Genomic DNA, 18,055 nt, shown 5'->3' with positions numbered 1-18,055 from the left:
AGCAGGTCTCGTGCATGGGGCGGTTCTCCGGGGCGGCTGTCAGACCAGGATCGTGCGGCTGGCGTCGAACCCGTTCGTCGGGTCGTCCGGGTCGTAGGGGTTGCTCACGACGCGCGTGCGCCCGAGCCGCAGGTCGCAGGCCTGCGGCACGTTCCCGTGGATCCAGACGGCCGGGGCGCCCCACCCCTCCATCACGGGGTCCAGGGCGGAGGCGTGCCAGCAGACCCGCCACGGGTCGAGCACGGGCCTCGCCAGGGTGGGCGGCAGGCAGGACCGTGATGGGGCGAAGCCGGTGACGACCGCGGCCCGGTCGCCCGGGCCGATGTCGCGCAGGACCGGATTCGGCATATGGCCGTACGGGCCGGCACCGACGGCGACGGCGTTGAGGGCGTCCTCGATAAAGGCCCGCGAGCGGGCGTGCGCGCCGGCCGCGTCGTGCGGGAAGAAGGGCACCCCGGGCGCGCTCGCCGCCCTGTCCGTCACCGTCCAGCGGCTCCGGGCGTGGGCGCGGGCGGTCCGGGCGTTCTCGACGCCGTCGAGGGCGAAGTCCGTCCAGAGCGTCGCCCCCAGGATGACCAACCCGGGCCGGAGCGGATCGCCGAGGCGAACGGCGCCGTCGTGGAGCACGGTGATGCCCAGCGCCGCCCCGAGCGGCACGGCCTCGGCGAGCGCCTCGCCCACGGGTTCGCCGTCGAGGTACTCCGCCGGTCCCGGGACGAGGACGACCGGCCGCCGACCCTGGCGGCCGCCGAGCGCGTCCGCAAGCCAGCGCACGGACCGGCACAGGCCGGGCGCGATCCCGCCCGGGACGAGCAAGGCGTCGAAGTCCGGCAGCGGGTCCGGCAGCACGTGGGGCGCCCGGTCGACCCTGAGGTCGGACAGGGTCCACAGACGGAACGGGACGGGCTCCGACGGGGCGGACCGCGCCCCGGGGGCGGCCGGCACGGCGGACGGGCCTTCCGTCGGTACCGGTGCATGCACCTCGGTCCGGGCCACCGGATCGGGAACGTGGAGCGTCACGGCTGTCCTCCGTCCTGCGCGGCGCGGTGTTGGTCCGCCTCGGCGATCAGCGCCCGGAGCGCGTCGCCCGAGACCAGGCGCCGCGCGATCAGCAGCTCGGCGACGGCCGCCACGGCGGTGCGGTTCGCCTCCATGACGGCCAAAGCCTCGCCGCTCAGCCGGTCGAGGTCGCGCTCGACCGCCCCGAGAAGGGCGGGGTCGAGCGACAGCGCGACCGCGACCTCGTGGGGGGCGCCGCGATACGTCAACCGGTCGCCGAGGCCGAGCGAGGCGTGGTTGCCGGCGAGCAGGGTCGTCACGCGCGCGAGGTCCGAGCGGCTATCGCCGCCCGCCCCGGCGCTCGGCTCCCCGAGGAACAGGATCTCGGCGGCCCGTCCGCACAGGAGCGCGACCGCGAGGCCCTCGATCTCCGCGCGGGTCGGCGACTGGCCGAGGCGGGTCGCCACGGAGGTCGCGCCGAGCGAATCCCGGCGCGGGACCAAGTCGACCTGGGCGACGCGGGCACCGATCCGCTCGAACGCCACGGCGTGCCCCGCCTCGTGGTACGCGCTCCGACGTCGGTCCGCCGGGCTCCCTTGATCCGGCGGCGCGACGCGGCCGAGCAGGTCCTCCGGGCGCATCGGCCGTCCGGCGGCGCGCGCGGCGGCACGGGCCTCGGACACCCACCCGGCGACCTGGGCGCCGCTGGCGCCGAGCGCAAGCGCGCCGAGCGGCGCGAGGTCCATGTCGGGCACCTCGCCGTCGTCGAGGTGTTGCCGGAAGATGACCGCCAGGTCGGCGGCCGAGGGCGGCTTGATCTCGATCACCCGGCCCAGCCGTCCGGGCCTGATCAAGGCGGGATCGAGCCTGTCGCCGTGGTTCGTCGCCGCGATGATGCACACCTCGGGGGCGCCGGGCGCGTTGAGCGCATCGAAACCGAGCAAAATGCTCGTGCACAAGGGGGTCCACCACTCGCGCGCGTGGTTGTCCATCGTGGCTCTGTTAGGAATACTATCAGCCTCATCTAGGAACAAAATACTAGGCGCCAGCGCGCACGCGTGCGTGTACGCGGCATCCCAGGCGCGGAGCACGCCACCCAGGTGTCCGTCGGATCCGGTGAACCAGGCGCCGACCGAGGTCGCGACCAGCGGCAGGCCCGCGGCCTTCGCGAGCGAGCGGACGAAAGATGATTTTCCTAACCCCGGGGCGGAACTGAGGGCGACGTGCCTGTCGAGCCGCTGGAACGCGGGCGCGCCGCCGGAGGCGCGCCAGGTCGCGATCTCGTCGATGAGGCGCGTACCCCAGGCATGTGCATCGCCGAAGCCGACCAGGGTCGCGAAATCGGGCGCCGACCCGACGGCGGGATCCGCGGTGGCCTTCGAGCGCGCCGCCGCGGCGAGGCGCGCGACGCAGGACCGCGCCGTCGTCCCGCGCACCGCGGCGGCGATCTCGAAGAAGTCCAGCCCGCGGGCGATCCCGGGCGGCAGGGTCGGACGCCGCCCCGTGGCGGCCCGGACGACCCGCGCGATCACGGCGTCGGTCGCGCCAGGGAGCCGAACGTGCAGGTCCGCCGCGGCGACGAGGGCCGAAGGCAGGTAGCGCGCAGGCGATTGCGAGACCCCGAGCACCCGGTCGCCGCGGGCGAGCCGGTCCGCCACTCGGTCGTTTCCGCGGTCCGCACGGTCCTCGCTTCTCGAACCGCCGTTGCGCGCCACCACGTGACCCCACGCCGCCAGGCGCCCGCACGCCTCGCGGACCGGCTCGACCCAGTCGGCGGCCGGAACCTGGACGACGAGGGCGAAGGCGGGGTCGGCGGCGATGCGGCGGCGCTGGGCGGGCGAGAGCGCCGCTTCGAGCGCGAAGGCCGCGAGCGTCTCGGTCGCGGGACGGCGCTCGTCGGCGGCGACGTCCCCGGTCTCCGCCTCGTTCAGGTCGTCGCGCAGGAATGTCAGGTGGGGCATGGTCGCCTTGCTCCGAGGATGGGTCGAGGTCCGGGGCCGGGTCACGTCGGGCCCGGGTCGCGGCAGGCATCCGCCGGCGACGGCCTACGACGGCACCTCGACGACGCAGGCGGGGTCGAAGGCGGGGTTCTCGCCGTCGTAGCCGAGGGGGTTGCACAGGATCCGGGTCGGACCGATCCGGTGGTCGCGGCTGGCGTGGACGTGGCCGTGAAGCCAGAGGTCCGGGCGGCTGGCGGCGATGAGGCCGCCGAGGTCGCTCGCGAAGGCCGGGTTCAGCACGCTGCCGGCGAAGCTCGGGTCGAGCGAGGCACGGGCGGGGGCGTGGTGCGTGACCACGACGTGCGGTCGCGCCCGCGCGCCCGGCGGGTCGACCTCCAGCAGCGCGCGTTCCAGGAAGGCGCGGCTGGCGGCGTGCAGGGCCGCCGCGTCTTCCGGCCGGAAGGTGCGCCAGCCCGGGTTGCGCGTCGTCGCGATGCAACGGTGATCGTTGAGGCCGGCCTGCGCGGCCGCCACGGCCCGCCGGCGGTTTCCCGCGCCGTCGAGGCCGTAGTCGGTCCAGAGCGTGCCGCCGGAGAAGGCGACGCCGCCGATCTCGACGGTGTCGTCGTCGAGCAGGGTCACGCCGTGCCGTTCCGCGGCCCGGCGTCCGAGCGCGCGCTCCTCGTCCACGGCCGAGCCGTAGAATTCATGGTTTCCCGGCACGACCACGACCGGCATGATCGGTCGGATGGCTTGGCCCAGCCAGAGGATGGTGTCCGCCAGGCCCTGCCCAACATCGCCTGCGACGACGGCGACGTCGGCGTCGGGGATGTGCCCGGGCGTCCACGGCGCCCGCGACAGGTCGCGGTGCAAGTCGCTGAAGGTCCAGATCCGCACGTGATCGACTCCTTGGTTGTCGGGATCGTCCCGTTGTTCGGGATGCGGCGGTCACCGCCGCGGCGGGGGGCGGCGTCCGGGCCGCCGCCTTCCGGGTCGGCCCGGACGCCCGCCGCGCACGTCCGGCGGCAGGCCGGCGAGGACGTGGGCGAGGACGGTGCGGGCCGCCGCATCGCCCCGCCAGGCGGCGACGAGCACCGTCGAGAGCGCGAGGTCCACGACGGCGGGGTCCGGTTCGGCGCGCCGCGTTAGGTCGAGCGTGACGGCGATGGCGGCCGCGGCCTCGCCCCTCCGGGCCGCGGGCCAGGACCGATGATGCAGGCAAACGCCGCCGGCGAGAGCTCGGCGGACCTCCCGGATCGCGGAGGCCTCGATGTCCGGAAGCCGCTCCGTGCGCCAGAGCGCGAGCGGATGGCTTCCCGCGGGCGGCTCGCGGCGCGGGAGGGTCCGGTCGCGGGGATGGGAATCGTCGCTCGCGCGCATGCGTCCTCCGGGCTCGTGACGGGCAAGACGGACCCGCTCCCGCGCGCCGAGGCGCGCGGGCGGGGTTCGTTCGGACGGGATGGCGGTGGCTAGTGCCGGTCGAGGCGCTCGGCGCCCGTGTCGGGTTGGCCCAGGACGAAATACCTCGACAGGGTGCGCGCCCAGCGCCGGCCATCGGACGCGTACAGATCGCTCGTGGTGATGCGGCGGCCGTCGGGGAAGTTCGGATGCCCGTGGACCTCGCCGGTGAGCACTCTCACGGACCGGGTGGAGGCCCGCCACCGCTCAAGGCGCGGGGCGCCGTGCAGGTCCTCCCGCGTCGGCTTGACTTGGTCGCGGATCCCCTGGAGCTCGTCGGCGAGGTCGCGCAGCCGGTCGCCGGCCTCGCGCTCGTCCGGCGCCCGAGCCTGTTCGACGTCGACACCGAGGTTCGCGGCGAACGCGGCGGGGTCGACCTCGGCGGCATGTGGGTTCGCGGCGGCGGCGCGCAGGGCGGCGAGCAGCGTGACGGAGGCCCCGAGGCTGCGGCTCGTGCGATCCCCTTCGGCGATGCGCTGTGCCTCCCCGCGGCCGAACGCCGGCACGACCGTCGGCAGGGTCCGGACACGGCCTCGACCCGGCACGAGCGCCTCGTGCCCACGCATGACGCGGCCGAACGCGTCGGCAGCGGCGGCTCCGCCGCTGCGCCCGCACCCGAGGAGCCAGGGCGGCGAGACCACGTCCAGACCGAAATCCTCCGACGGGTTCATGCCCGCGAGCGCCGACGCCGCGGCATGCTCCTCGAAGGGGGTCGGGCCCACCGGCAGCACCGGCGCGTCGATGCGCGCCCTCAGCCCGAGGTTCCCCAGGCACGCCGCCGGCAGGTCGAGGACGAGATCATCGTCCCGCCCCACGGCCTCGGCCGCGATCTCTCCCGCCTCCCGTGCGTCGCGCGCCTCGCGCTCGCTGACGGTGAGGCCCTCCTCCGTGACCGTCCGGCCCGGCAACGGGGCCTCCTCGGGGAACCTGACGCGCAGGAGCGTGACGGGGCGGCCGAGAACGCCATAGGCGTCGGCGAGAAGGAGCGCGGCGTAGGCGGCATGGGTCCGGCCAGCGGAACCGAAGAAGGCAGAGATCAAGGGCAATCTCCATGACGGAATCCGGACGCCGGCACGCCCGGTGGAATGGCCACAGGGCGCGCGACGTCGGACACGTTGTGATTGATCCGCGAATCTTAAGGCAAAAGAGCGGAAATGAACAGCATATTCCAACTATTATCAAGAGCCATATTTTTGGAATGGTTAACGGTGGCGTGGCGTACAGTGTTGGGCGCCTCGAATTACTTACGCATACGCCCGAGGTGAAACGGCGTCACGATGCCGGAGGCCGCTCCCCGCGACCGGCATGAGGCATCGTGTGACACTTTCGAACCGCGCCCGGCGACCCGAGCGGCTACCTGCGGTCGAAGCCGGCCGGTCCTTGGATTTCCACGCCCCAGGCGGTCGTCGCGCAGACGACCCGCTGCGCCCCTGAGAGCCGGCCTTGACCGACCGTCGTGATCGCCGGTTCGGCGCGACGGTCGCCCGTTCAGGCGCCGATGCCGGGATGAGCCGGCGGCGGCGTCGCACGAGGGGACCACACCTCAGGCCTTTCAGGAATTGACGGGTGCGGATCTCGCGGGCGCTGACGGACGCGACAAGGGGCCGTGCCCACGGCCCGGCCTTCGAGGAGGGCGGGACGCCGATGGCGGTCGTCACGAGCACGGGACCGCGCGAAGCGCGATAGACAGTACGCCGGGCGCGACCAGGGATCCGATAACCAGTAATTTCTGTATTTCTAGACTTATGGAAATATAGATGGCAAGATTCCCTCGATGCATCGGCCCAAAGGAGGACGCCGTGATCGCGACCATCCATTCCAACGACCGCACCGGCCTCCTGGCCGCAGCGCTGGTGGCCGGCGGCCTGACCGCCGCCGGCACCCGTCCGACCGTCGTCGCCGTCGGCGCCAACGGCGCCCAGGCCTGTGGCCTGGCACGCCTCTCGGGTTCGTTCGACCTGCTCCGCCCCGATCCCGGCGACGCGGCGGCCGTCCTCTCGGGACTGGCGGCACGGTCGGAAGGCGACGTGATCGCCGTCCTGCCGACGGACCTGCTTCGCGAGGGCGGTCCGGGCGAACCCGGGCACCTTCGCGTCGTGGCCACCGCGTGCCGGCTGACCGCGGCCCAGGCCCTGCACGCGACCGCGTCGGGGGCGTGGCACCTTCGCTGCGACAGCGGGCTCGGCCAGCCGGCCTGGCGGATCGCCCCGCGCGTCCTGCCGCTCCGGCTGCCGAGGCTCTCGCCGCTGGAACAGATGCGGCTGCTCGCGGGGGATCTCGGCGGCGGCATGCGGTACGCGGCGGTCGCGCTCGCCGCCACCCTCCTCGCCGTTTCGGCGGATCCGGACGCCGAGCGCTTCGAGGCGGGTGACCTGGCCGCGCTCATGTCGCCGCTCTCCCCGGCCCGGGACCGTGCCCTGCACGAGCGGCTCCTCGACTGCGCCGCCGCCCTGGGCGACCCGCTTCTCCGGGACGCGCCCGTCGGCACCGCCGAGGCCGTCGGCGACCGCGTCCGCAAAGCCCGCCCGACGCCGGTGGCGACCGCTCGCCTCCGCGCATTGCAACCCGCCCGCCTTCGCGCCTGACGGAAAGGACCAGAGCGATGATCGACCGCACGAAACCGAACCGCGTCTCGCCGGCACCCCGGCCGCGCGTCGCCTCGCCCGGGACCGTTCGTCCCGGTCGCTCCGGAAGCGCTCGCCGGGTGCGCGCCGGGGCGGGCTCCTCGCGCGCCCGGATCGGTCAGGGCGACCTCTCCCGCGACCGGGCGCCGACGGCGGCTCCGCACCGGGACGCGAACCCCTACGAGGCGTTCTACGCCTTGTCGGCGGACGGGGTCGGCCTGCTCGACCCCGGTTTCGACGACTGGGACTTGGACCCGTGCGTTCTCGTCGGCCTGTCGCCGTACCGCGGCGACGAGCCGGACGACGCTTGACCGCTTCCCAGGCGGCCCACGGCAAGGGCGCCCGGAGGATGCGAGCCGACGAGGACCGGCTTCCGCTTCGCAGCGCGAGCCGGCGCACGTCGAAAGACCGGCGTTCGAAGCCTCGGAAATCGTCCCGGACGCGCCCTCTCGACGAACGTGTAACGGGTATCGTTATGCGTAACGCGTTACGGGTGGCCGACTCCCGGCATAATCGGCAAGCCGGGACACGGGGGTTGCGCCATGGTCAGGGAACGGTCGATCGAGCTGCCCAAGCTTTGTCCGGGAGGGACGAGGCGACGGCGCATCGGGGATGCCGCGCCGCTGCCGGACGCCCGGGCAGGCGGTGCCGCCGGAGACGGTTCGGGTTCGCGTGCGTGCCGGAAGATTGAGCCGGTTACCGTGGTCACGCGCCTCGCGACCGATCTCGGCGCCGGTGGCGATGGATCCGCTGCCCCACGGCATCGCGCCGCGCTGATGGGGTCGGGCATCCGAGCGTGAAGGGGCGCAGCGGTCGGTCGCGAGGGAGCGGAACCTCCCTGCGTCGGCGCGCGTGGTCGAACGCCCATTCCGCGGCGATAGTTCTAGATATATAGAAATAAGGGTTGCGCACCCCGTCCCGCGTCTTCATGGTGCTTCCATGGAGCTCGAACTAGCGGCACGACAGTTGGAGGCGCTCGGCAATCTGACCCGCCTGAGGGTGTACCGTACGCTCGCGCGGGCGGGCCGAGACGGCCTGCCGGTCGGTGCCCTCCAGCAGCGCATCGATGTCCCGGCCTCGACGCTCTCCCATCATCTCCACCGTCTGATCCAGACCGGTCTGGTCGCCCAGGAACGCCAAGCCACGACGCTGGTCTGCCGGGCGGTCGATCCGGCGATGAACGCCCTGATCGGCTTCCTCGCTGAGGGGGGGCACCGGAAGTGGTCGGCCGGTCCCGGTTCGGTGTCGGCCTGATGGACCGGGCTCGCGACCGGGCATGGAACCGCCGCCCGAACGGCGCCGTCCCGACCGCCGCGACCTGTCCGGGCCCGCGCGGCCTTGCCCGGCAGAGGCGCGCCGCTGAGACTTGCCGACGACAGCGCCGACCGGGGCGGCGATGGTATGCTCCGGCCCGAATCCGGATTTTGGGAATGCCGCGCCGATGCGCCTGACGGAAGAGACCGGGACGGATCACCGCCCCTCGGACGACGCCTGGATCGGCAACCTGATCCGGCATTGGCGCGAGGACCCCGGCGCCTCCTATCGGACCTGGTTCCTGTGGGAGGAGCGCATCAAGAACTTCCGCTCGATCCGGCGCGGCCTCCAGGCGGTGATCGACGAGATCCGGGCCGACGCGTTCGGCAACGCCTATCGCGGTTCGTCCTTGGAAACGGTGGTCCACTCCATCGCGGAGCAGCGCCAGGTCTTCAAGGGCGCCGACCACGCCTTCCTCTGGAAGCCTAAGCTGCGCATCCCCGACATCTACGAAGACCGCGCCAACCAGGTTGCGTTCGGCCGGTTCCTCGACGCCTGCCTGTGCTGCAGCGCAGAGGACGGGGTGCTGGCCGCCATCCACGCCCTCGACCGGCAACGCATCAAGGGGCTGGGTCCGGCCGCGGCGAACCTGCTGTACTTCCTGCACCCCACCCTTGTGCCCCCGTTCAACACGGCCATCGTGAAGGGCTACAACGCCGTCGCCGGCGCCAATGTGAAGCTCGGCAAGTGGGACGAGTACCTCGCCATGCGCCGGGGCATCGTCGCCCTCAACGCCGCCCATCGCGGCCTGCTCTCCAACGATTACGGCGCCATCGCGGGCTTCCTGTTCGACGTCGGGTCCGGGCGATACCCGCTGCCGGAGCGCGACGGGGCCGCCGCGCTGGCCCGCTGGCGCGAGGACCTCGACCGCGTGCGCGCGGAGGCCGCCGACACGGCCTCCAAGGCCGCGCTGGCCGCGCGTGAGGCCGACCACACCCACACCGAGGTCCAGGGCTGGCTGCGCGACCTCGGCCTCGCCCTCGGCTTCGACGTCTGGATCGCGTCGAACGACGGCAACCGCCCCTACGCCGCGGGCCGCCTGTCCGACGGCTGCCTCGACCGCCTGCCCGGGCGCCTGACGGCGAACGGGTCGGCCGAGACGGTCCGGCTCATCGACGTGATCTGGCTGGACAAGTCGGCCGGAGACGTCGCGGCCGCCTTCGAGGTCGAGCACACGACGAGCATCTACTCGGGCATCGTGCGGATGCTCGACCTGGCGCTCGGGGTCGAGGGCGGGGCCGCGCGCAACTTCTTCCTGGTGGCGCCCGACAACCGCGAGGAGGACGTGCGCGCGCAGTTCGCCCGGCCCGCCTTCTCGCGTGTGGCCGAGCTCGACCTGCGCTACCTGCCCTACAGCGAGCTGCGCGGGCACCGGGAGACGATCGCCCGCTTCGGGAGCGGCCTGAAGGGCGTGCTCGCCATCGCTAAGCCCGTCGGGCGTCCGCGCTGACCCCGGTGACCGGCGCGACGAAGCCGGCCGGAGGGATTCGGTCGTCATTCCAGCGGCTGGCCGAGAGCGTCCGGAGGTCGCGCAACCGCATCGGCCTCCATCGCGCCGTCCTCGACGAGGGACCGACCAACCACCACGCCGACGCCCTGGACCCGACCCGCTGGTGCCGTCCGACCATCGCGCGATGGGCGAGCACCGTGTCACGGGTGGCCGCCGTCGTCATCGGGCGTCCGGCCGCGGGCGCGGGTTCCGAGGGCGCCGGACCGCACGCGCAGATCCCGACGGTCGCCGAAGACGTTCGCGGCGCGGCCGATGCCCCGCCGCCGGCCGGGATGCCGGTGGCCCCACGACAACGAACCCCGCCGGTGCGGCCGGACCCCGCGGCGTAGCCTGCGGGCGGGCGTCGGATAAGTCGGCTGTCGCGCCGCGGTGGCCCCGCTCGCCGCGGGCCTCGGCCGCGGGCGTCGTCCGGCCCTCGCCGCCGGGACCCCGGCCGGGCTCTCACCGTCCCAGGGAGCTTCGCCCACGAGGGCGGCGAAGCGCCCATCCGGGAGTTCCTCGAACGGCCTCCGCTCCGCTATGCGCTGGCGCAGCTTCCACCGGAGCAGCCGGGGCGTGATCCTCTGGAAGCGCCCCGTCGCCGCGACCAACTCAGGATCCAGGCCGCCGAGGATGCCTTCCGCCGTCTGGGCCCCGCTCCTGGCGAGAAGGGCGTGGACCTCCCGCATGAACAAGCGCCAGAACGGCCGCTTCCCCATCGCCGCGACCGCCTCGGCGAGTGGCGGCTCGGACGTCGCCGCGACGTCCGGCTCGGGCTCGGGCTCGGCCAGCCCGAACCGGTGGCCGACGAGGGTCAGCCCGTTGCCGTCCTGCACCAGGCGCAGGAGGTGATAGCGCAGCCACGCCTCTGTGAGCGGGAAACCCGCCCGCTCGCCCTCCTGCTTGAGCCGGGTCGAGAGCGCTCTCAGGAGCGGGTGGACCGCCATGGGGCCGCGTTGGCGCACCGCCGCTTCGACCGCGTCCCGCACCTGTCCCCAGAAGTCGTTCGCCTCTCGCGCCAGCTTGAGCCCGTGCGCGGTATCGACAAACCTGGGCCCGGCGCGACCCTGCGCGAGGGAGTCCGCCTCACCCGCGGCGGAAACGGGCGGCGCGGCCCCGCCGGCCTGAGTGCCGACGGCCCGCACCCGGTCCAGCTCGGCCTGCAATGCCGCGACCCGCTCCTCCAAGAGATCGACCCGGTCCAGCGCCTCGTCGAGCAGATCCCTCGCCGCGGCCCTGCAATCCTCCGCTCCGACGAAGTCCGCCAGACCCGCCCGGGCCGCTTCGACCCGGGCCATCTCAAGCAGCTCCCGCCCGATCACCGTGAGCCGCCTCTCGAACGCCTCCGGCAGGTCCGCCCGCTCGATGGCCGGCCGGTAGTCCTCTCTGTCCTTCCACTTCCTGAGCTCGCGAGCGATGTCGCCGAACGACCCGCCGCCGAGTTCCCTCCGGACCGTGCGGACCGAGACCCGCTCCTTGGTGCCACCGGGCGGTGCCGGCCTGGCCCGTATCCGATCCGCGGCTGTCCAGACCCCGTTCTCCGTCACCATGCCCGCCATCCCAAGCCGTTACCGGTATCATCGCCGCGAGCGGTGAAGAAACGGTCGCGGTCCGCGTGGAGGCTCGGTGTGGGCGCGAGAGCGAGCCGGACCCGAGGGCGACCGGACAGATAGGCCGCGGGAGGCCTTCGGATTGAGGAACGCCCAGTCGGCGAACGCCCCCGTCGTGTAACGCGTACGCATAACGTTACTCATTATGCGTACGTCTCTGAGTCGCGTGCCAACCGCCGGCGGCAGCAGCCGCCATCCCGCCTTGAGCCGCCGGAAACCTCGCTACCACCGAAGACGTACTTCGTCGGCCTGCCCCGCCGCACTACGAAGGCATTCAGGACCATCGCGGTCGACCAGAGGGTGATCCTGTCGGCCCGTACGCAGAGGCCTCACCGAGGTGCGGCGGCCCGCGAGATCTCGGCACGGGACGGGAGGGGCGCCCATGCTCTTATCCAAGTGCGGTTGCTGCGGGCGGACGGTTCGCACCGAGGCGACGAGGTGCCCGAGCTGTCGCGCCGCCACCGGGGCGGGCATGCGCCCTGCCCCGAACGAGGCGGCATACCGGATCTGCATGCTCGCGACCGCGTGCGCCGTCCTCTTCTGGCTCCTCGTGATTCGCCGATAGGCGCGGACCGGCCTACATCCGCTCCTTGATGCCGGAGCCGACGAGCCACCAATTCACCGGATAGCTGGTCAAGAATCCCGCCACCATCGCGACCTGCATGGCGAACCAGAACTCGACCGAGTTCACCGGCGCGCGCTGGCCGGTCAAGTGCGGGAACAGGAAGAATTGGGCGAACGCCATGAAGCCGTACATGCCGACCTGCCAGGCGATCAGCGAGACGGTGTCCGCCTTCACGGCCGCCACCAGACCCTCGCCGGGAGAGAGCCCGCGCATCGGCACGATGGCGTAATACTGGAACGCGATCCCGAGCGCGTAGGCGAACACGAAATCCAGCACCCAAACCGCGTACATCTTCTCCTCGAACAGGGAATGCCAGCCGAACCAGACGGCGACGCCCGGAACCAGGAAAGCGAGCCACTCGGCGGCGACGTCGCCCAGCATGCAGCCGCTGCCGCAGTGGAGCGCGCCCTTGCCCACCATGACCGGGAACGGGGTCTGCGTCATGTTCGGCGGCTTCTCGCCGCGCTCCTTGGCGTTATGGTGCGCCTCCATCGTGGCTAGCCGTCCATAGCGGTAATACGCCCAGACGACGACGAGCGTCCCGAACAGCGCGCTCACCGGCCAGACGACGTTCATGACCGTCATGTGCTGCGGTTGCCGGATCACCTGCACCGACAGCAGCAGCGAGCACGCCGCGCCCAGCAGCAGGGCGCAGACGGACAGGATGTGGAACCACTCCGGGAACATGCGGCACCCCCACGGAAATGCCGGTGCAACATACCCCCTAGGGGTAAGGTTCCCCGACGCGGTGCAACCCTCCCATGCCGGCGGTGGGCGGATCAGCGCGGCGGGTCCCAGGAGTACGGGAAGCTCAGGGAGTGCTGCAGGCCGGCCGTGACCCGGAAGTCCTGCCGGCGGTCGCCGCCGAAGCCGACGCCGACCGCCCCGACCAGCACCGTCTGCGGCGTCGCCATGTAGCGAGCGCCGATCTCGGCCAGGTTGACCGCCCGGCCGCGCTCCCGGTCGGTCTCGCGGTAGACGTCGGCGACCAGCACGACGGAGTTCGAGACCGGCTGGCTGTAGGCGACGCCGACCCGGTAGCGGTCGCGCCGCTCGGCCTCCCGGCCGGTCGTCGGGTCGTAGTTGTGGAACCACGACGCGTTGAAGTGAACTTGGCGCGGGACGTAGGAATACGGCGACAATCCCTCCGGATCGGGGGTGCCGAGCGACTTGGTCGCCAGGAACTTGAGTTCGGTCTCCGTGCCGCCGGCCATATGGCCGTAGGGCGTGTTCACCCCGAGCGCGACCGCCATGGCGGGCAGGACTAGCCCCTCCTGGTTGAAGTTGTAGAACCCCTGCGCCAGGAATTCGCCCTGGTCGGTGTCGCTCGCGTTGCCGAGCCGGTACGGGGCCTCGACCGAGAGCTGGAAGTTCTTGAACGCGCCCCATTCCAGGCGCGGCACCGCCATCAGGCTGCTGGCGCCGCGCGGGTCGTTCCGGATGCGGTTGTACTGGAAGTAGGACTGCACTTCGAGGCCGTTCTCCTTGATCGGGTAGGCGTCCTCGATGGTGATGGGCAGCCCCTCCTCCAGGTTGGAGTGGTCCGCGGCGATCGCCGAGCCAGCGGAGAGGGCGAGGAGGGCCGCGAGGGCGGTGCGGACGAGCTTCGGCATGGCGCGGCTCCTCAGCGGACGGCGACACGGGCCGGGCCGAGGCTCGGCTCGACGGTCATGTCGATGGGCGCCACGTCCGGGATGCCGGCGGCCTTGGCGTTCCAGGCGGAGAGCATGTGCTCGACCATCATGGTCGGGGTCTCGCCGGGTTCGGTCGAGCCGGGCATCATCCGCATGCCGGGGGCGACCTGCATGAATGCGTCGTGGAGCGAGCCGGGGATCTCGCCGGGCTCGATCCCAAGCCGCCCGTTTTTCATCATCTGCTGCATGATGGCGGCGTGGGATGCCTTGGACAGGCCGCCCGGGTACATCATCGGCAGCATCTCCATGAGCATGTCCATCATGATCATGCCCATGGCGCCCTGGGGCGAGCGCACCCACGCCGGATAGGTCCTCGGATCGAATTCGGGATGGGGCTCCCGGAACCTGCGCGTGTAGGCCTCGTCGCCGGGCTGGTAGCCCATGGCCTCGATGACCCGGTACATTTCAGCCCGCTTCTCCTCGATGGACCAGCCGGGATAGGCGAGGATCGAGTAGGCGATCCCGTGGAGCATGTGCAGGTTGTCGAAGATGTTCGCGCTCTCGGGACTCATCCGGGCGTAGCGCGGCATGATCTCGCGCGAGAGCAGCATGCGGCCGGGCCGGTCCGCCATCACCTCGCGGTACATGAGGTCGATGGTCTGGGCCATCGCGGCCTCCTGGTCGCTGTTGCCCGAGATCATCTGCGTCTCGTACGCGGCCGGGTGCCACCAGTGGGCGACGTAAAACAGGCTCTGGTCGAGCGGGTAGAAGTTCCGGAAGTAGTTGAAGTATGGCTTCATCATGATGCCCGCCCGCCGCATGGTCAGCTCCAGCGGGGCGACGCTGCGGGGCACGCCCGGCGTCTGCATCGTGAGGTAGTATCTGACCGCGCGGTCGGTCCACGCCTTCTTCTCGGCCCACGGGATCTCGCGGAACGCCATCACGTCGTAGGTCTGCTCGTGATGCATGTGCGTCCAGTCGATGGTCCGGAACAGCGTGTGCATCGCCCGGTCGACGTAGTTGGAGTAGTACGGCATCTCCGGCTCGATGGCCGGCGGATCGCGCAGCCATTCCTGCGCCTCCTTGTCGAAGCGGGCATCGACCCCGGCGCGGTCCTCGAACCGCGTGTGCTGCAGCAGGTCGTGCTGCTTCGAGTGGAAGAAGTGCATCCCGGCGCCGATGCGGTAGGCCTTGTTGAGCCGGTAGTAGAAGGCGAGGTTGTAGGGCCCCCTGAGGAAGCTGACCTCGTCCCGCCGCTCGATGCCGTCCAGGGCTCGCGCGGCGGTCCCTGCCAAGGGGGCCGAGGCCGCCGACGCCAGGGCGCCGGTGAGGAATGTCCGCCGTCCGATCATGCCACCCTCCGACTCGATACCCCTTAGGGGTATTTTGGTCGGGCGGATATTGGAAGGGTCGGTCGGGCGAATGCACGCCTTGGACAGGCTTTCCGCCGCCGGTGTTGCGGAAGAGCTACTAACGCGCTTCTGAAGCCCCGTATCATCCCAGCCGACTGCAACTGCGGATACCGGAAGCAAGATTTACATCCATCTCCGAAGACCTCGGGCCGTCGCTCGGCGCATCAACCCGATGGAACGGCGCCGTCATCCTGCAAGGAGGGCTTGCATCGCCTCCGACGACTTCCGCGGAACGCTGGCCGCATACCGCTTGGCCAAGCTCGTCAACCGAACCCTTGGCTCTGTCGACCGACACCGGTCCCGCGACCCTGCGGGCAGGGATCATGATTCCAGCCAAGACATACCCGGCACCTTCGACCAGGGCGTCGCGGCGATGCTGGCCGCCCCGACGGGAGGCTCGCCAGCGCAACGTCGACTTGGCGTCGGCGCCTGAGCTGCGCCACCTCCTGGACGGTGCGGAATCGGAATTCCTTCGGTACGGTCCCGGAGAGCCACGGTCCTTCGGCACCGCCCTCCGGGTCGTTGCGCACCAGTCCCTCGACCCGAACGTCACGCCAGACGCGCGAGCACCTTGGATGGCGCGTCGCAGGCTGCGAGCATGCCGTTGTACCAGATGGCGAGGGGCGTCGCGGGGTCCAGGCAGGTCTCGAATTCCCGGGCAGCCCTGAGATCCGCGACCGTTTGCGGGGCGGAGTAGCCGAGGGCGCGCATGGTCCTCGGCTCGGTCAGGAACGTCCGGACCATCTCGTCGACCATGGCGTTGGGGCCTCCGAGATCGGCGCCGCCCATCGTCATGGCGTCGTCCCGAGCGAAATCGATGATGGCGACCGGGCGGTTCCGTGCATCCCGGAAGCCCTCGAAGGCCACTGTCAGATGCTCGTCGCCGAACCCGTACCCGGCGAAGAGCACGGCGTCGCAGCCGGCCACGAGGCGGTCGAGTTCGGAGTAGTAGGTGCGGAAGGGCCGTTTCAGGATCTGGGTCGTCTTGCCGTATCCCGCGACGATGACCGAGGTCGGGAAATCGATGCCCTCGACGTGGGAGCGCGTGCTGCGGCCACCGGCGTTCTGATGGAAACGGCCGCGGATATCCGGCTGCCAGCGGATCTCGTGCATGTCTCCGGTCGGGCCGGGCTGCATGTCGAAATGGACGGACCCGTGGAGGTGCAGCATGCATGCCCAGCCGGACCGCCGGAGGATGCGCTCCTGGTCGAAAATGCCGGTCGCCGGGTCGAAGCCGGTCTCGATCCCGGGAAAGGCGCGGTACATCACGTTGTCGTAGTTCAGGGTGACCACCGCGACGTCGAACTCGGCCTGCAGCGCGGCGACCAGCACTTGAAGCCTTGCGAACTCGGACGCCTTGTCCGCCTCGCTGGCGGCGCAGCGCTCGCGGAACGCCTCCACGACGGCATCAACCGACGCGCGGCCGAGATCGCGCAGGGTGTCCGGCCCGACCGGCGTGGCGTGCCGACCGAAAAGCGAGACGTCGGGCATCCCCTTGGCTGTCACGACCGCGCCCAACGCCGAGGTCGCGGCGCCAGCGGGGTAAGCCGCGGCGACGGCGAAGATGGCGTACAGCAAGTCCTCGTAGTGCGGCTCGCGGCGCAGGAACTCGGGCACCGTCCGCTGCCAGTGGGTCCTGACCAAACCCTCGACATGCTCGTAAAGGTTCGTCGCGGGCTCGGCGAGCAACGGGTAGCGAACCTGGATGGCGTCGTTGATCATGGCCCGAACCCCTGCGACCGGGGGCATCCCGAATTCGAGGGACGCACCGGCGCCGACGACAAGCAAAAGTTTTCTTCTCGGCACGGCGCTCCTCCCCCTTCAGACCACCTTGGCGATCAGGCGGCTCATCTCGTCGGCGAGGCGACCCCGCTCCTCCTCGGGCAGGTTCCCGGTTAGCGTGGCCTGTACCAGCGCCTGCAGGTGGTCGCGCAGCATGTCGGACTGCACCCGCCGAAGGGCCGCGATGACGGCGTCGGCCTGGTGGGCGACGTCGACGCAGTAGCGCCCGTTCTCGATCATCTGCTGCAGGCCGCGGACCTGCCCCTCGATGCGGCGCAGCCGGGCGATCTGGCGGGTATGGTCCACGGCCACGCCGCCGTGTCTGTCGTCCGGTTCGCTCATCTCGGGCCCGTGTTGCGACTGCCAAGATAGGCGCTCGGGCGCGCCGCCGGAACCCCGGGGCGCGCATTCAGGGCAGGGACAGCCCGTCCTCCGCCGTCGCCTCGACGAAGGCGAGCGCGTCCCTGCGGCGTTCGTCCTCGTTCAGGTACAAAGCCGGCACGTCGGGCGTGCGGCGCAGGCGCAGCGCCTCGTCGATGATCCGCCGCCAGCGTTCGTCGAGAGCGATCAGGCCGTAAAGACCGGCCTCGGACTTCGAGGGTATGCGCCGGAGCGCGAGCAGGTAGTGCAGCCGGCAGGCGCCCAGCACGGCCTCGTCGACCTCGGCCGTCCCAGCCGAGTCCCGCAGGGAACCGAACGCCTCGGCCGCCCACCCGTCGACCCCGGGCACGTTCAGCCAGCCCGGCGGCGGACCCCGCAGGGTCAGCCCGTGCTCGGCGAGGGCGAGCCTGTCCACCGGGCGGCGCCTGTGCCCGGACAGCGGCTCGAAGCGGCCGACCCGGACCGCCGGACCCTTGTCCTCCGGTCCTTGCCGGTCCGCCGCGGCGACGTAGATCCCGTCGAGGGCGGGGCCGCCCATCGCGCCGAGGCCCTCGTGCAGGTCCGCGAGCCGATCCAGCGCGTCGGCCCCCGGGGGCCAGGCGACGACGGCGACGAAGTCGAGGTCGCACCGTCCCGGCACGAAGTCGTCCAGCGCCGCGGAACCGACCACGTGGAAGCCCGAGACGAGGCCCGGCAGCGCCGCGTCGACCGCCGTCAGGTACCGCTCCGCCGCCGCCGCGGCGAGCGGGTGCATCACAGCCGTCGCGTCCAGGAGTTCGGTCACGCG

Annotated in this window: 16 protein-coding genes; 4 read left to right on the top strand and 12 right to left on the bottom strand. The window is 71.7% G+C overall.

The window, feature by feature from the left end; all coding sequences use genetic code 11:
* Positions 1-39 precede the first annotated feature (39 nt).
* The 5 genes from WYO_RS19265 to WYO_RS19245 form a co-directional block, all read right to left on the bottom strand.
* Positions 40-1,020: a hypothetical protein gene (locus tag WYO_RS19265; RefSeq protein WP_007565578.1), complete on the bottom strand. Its 981-nt coding sequence runs from the start codon at positions 1,018-1,020 to the stop codon at positions 40-42.
* Complete coding sequence (locus tag WYO_RS19260; RefSeq protein WP_007565576.1) at positions 1,017-2,960, bottom strand: AAA family ATPase; 1,944 nt, start codon at positions 2,958-2,960, stop codon at positions 1,017-1,019. The genes WYO_RS19265 and WYO_RS19260 overlap by 4 nt, the downstream gene beginning before the upstream one ends.
* Positions 2,961-3,044: 84 nt before the next feature.
* Positions 3,045-3,836, bottom strand: a complete 792-nt coding sequence (locus WYO_RS19255) for a metallophosphoesterase (RefSeq protein WP_007565574.1) — start codon at positions 3,834-3,836, stop codon at positions 3,045-3,047.
* Between the two features lie 51 nt (positions 3,837-3,887).
* Positions 3,888-4,319: a hypothetical protein gene (locus WYO_RS19250; protein WP_007565572.1), complete on the bottom strand. Its 432-nt coding sequence runs from the start codon at positions 4,317-4,319 to the stop codon at positions 3,888-3,890.
* An 89-nt stretch (positions 4,320-4,408) separates the two neighbouring features.
* Positions 4,409-5,437: a hypothetical protein gene (locus tag WYO_RS19245; protein ID WP_007565570.1), complete on the bottom strand. Its 1,029-nt coding sequence runs from the start codon at positions 5,435-5,437 to the stop codon at positions 4,409-4,411.
* 759 nt (positions 5,438-6,196) lie between these two features.
* Here WYO_RS19245 and WYO_RS19240 point away from each other — a divergent pair.
* From WYO_RS19240 to WYO_RS19225, 4 genes are all read left to right on the top strand, one after another.
* Entirely contained in the window at positions 6,197-6,982 is a 786-nt protein-coding gene (locus WYO_RS19240; RefSeq protein ID WP_007565568.1) for a hypothetical protein, read from the top strand.
* A gap of 17 nt (positions 6,983-6,999) precedes the next feature.
* Positions 7,000-7,332, top strand: coding sequence for a hypothetical protein (locus tag WYO_RS19235; protein WP_007565566.1), 333 nt, complete (start codon positions 7,000-7,002; stop codon positions 7,330-7,332).
* 628 nt (positions 7,333-7,960) lie between these two features.
* On the top strand, positions 7,961-8,275 hold the full coding sequence (locus tag WYO_RS19230) for a metalloregulator ArsR/SmtB family transcription factor (protein ID WP_007565564.1): 315 nt from the start codon (positions 7,961-7,963) through the stop codon (positions 8,273-8,275).
* Between the two features lie 187 nt (positions 8,276-8,462).
* A complete protein-coding gene (locus WYO_RS19225; RefSeq protein ID WP_007565562.1) occupies positions 8,463-9,785 on the top strand; it encodes a hypothetical protein in 1,323 nt (440 codons plus the stop codon).
* Between the two features lie 200 nt (positions 9,786-9,985).
* On the opposite strand, the gene WYO_RS19215 is transcribed toward WYO_RS19225, so the two are convergent.
* The 7 genes from WYO_RS19215 to WYO_RS19185 all read right to left on the bottom strand — a co-directional run bounded on the left by WYO_RS19215 (position 9,986) and on the right by WYO_RS19185 (position 18,052).
* Positions 9,986-11,374 carry a DNA-binding protein gene (locus WYO_RS19215; protein ID WP_007565560.1) on the bottom strand — a complete coding sequence of 463 codons (1,389 nt, stop codon included), beginning with the start codon at positions 11,372-11,374 and terminating at the stop codon, positions 9,986-9,988.
* Between the two features lie 637 nt (positions 11,375-12,011).
* The gene (locus tag WYO_RS19210; protein ID WP_007565557.1) at positions 12,012-12,746 is read right to left on the bottom strand and encodes a DUF4396 domain-containing protein; all 735 of its coding nucleotides are present in this window, start codon (positions 12,744-12,746) and stop codon (positions 12,012-12,014) included.
* Between the two features lie 92 nt (positions 12,747-12,838).
* Entirely contained in the window at positions 12,839-13,672 is an 834-nt protein-coding gene (locus WYO_RS19205; protein WP_007565555.1) for a hypothetical protein, read from the bottom strand.
* An 11-nt stretch (positions 13,673-13,683) separates the two neighbouring features.
* Entirely contained in the window at positions 13,684-15,045 is a 1,362-nt protein-coding gene (locus WYO_RS19200) for a hypothetical protein (RefSeq protein WP_007565553.1), read from the bottom strand.
* A gap of 609 nt (positions 15,046-15,654) precedes the next feature.
* The gene (locus WYO_RS19195; protein ID WP_007565552.1) at positions 15,655-16,827 is read right to left on the bottom strand and encodes an SIR2 family protein; all 1,173 of its coding nucleotides are present in this window, start codon (positions 16,825-16,827) and stop codon (positions 15,655-15,657) included.
* A gap of 99 nt (positions 16,828-16,926) precedes the next feature.
* Positions 16,927-17,229, bottom strand: coding sequence for a metal-sensitive transcriptional regulator (locus tag WYO_RS19190; protein WP_007565550.1), 303 nt, complete (start codon positions 17,227-17,229; stop codon positions 16,927-16,929).
* Positions 17,230-17,296: 67 nt separating this feature from the next.
* Positions 17,297-18,052, bottom strand: coding sequence for a DUF4111 domain-containing protein (locus tag WYO_RS19185; protein WP_007565548.1), 756 nt, complete (start codon positions 18,050-18,052; stop codon positions 17,297-17,299).
* Positions 18,053-18,055: the final 3 nt, after the last annotated feature.

It is taken from the genome of Methylobacterium sp. GXF4, assembly GCF_000272495.1.
In the GTDB taxonomy this organism is placed as follows: Bacteria; Pseudomonadota; Alphaproteobacteria; order Rhizobiales; family Beijerinckiaceae; genus Methylobacterium; species Methylobacterium brachiatum.
The sequence above is the reverse complement of the archived record's forward strand: the minus strand, read 5'-3'. Positions and strand labels throughout refer to the sequence as shown.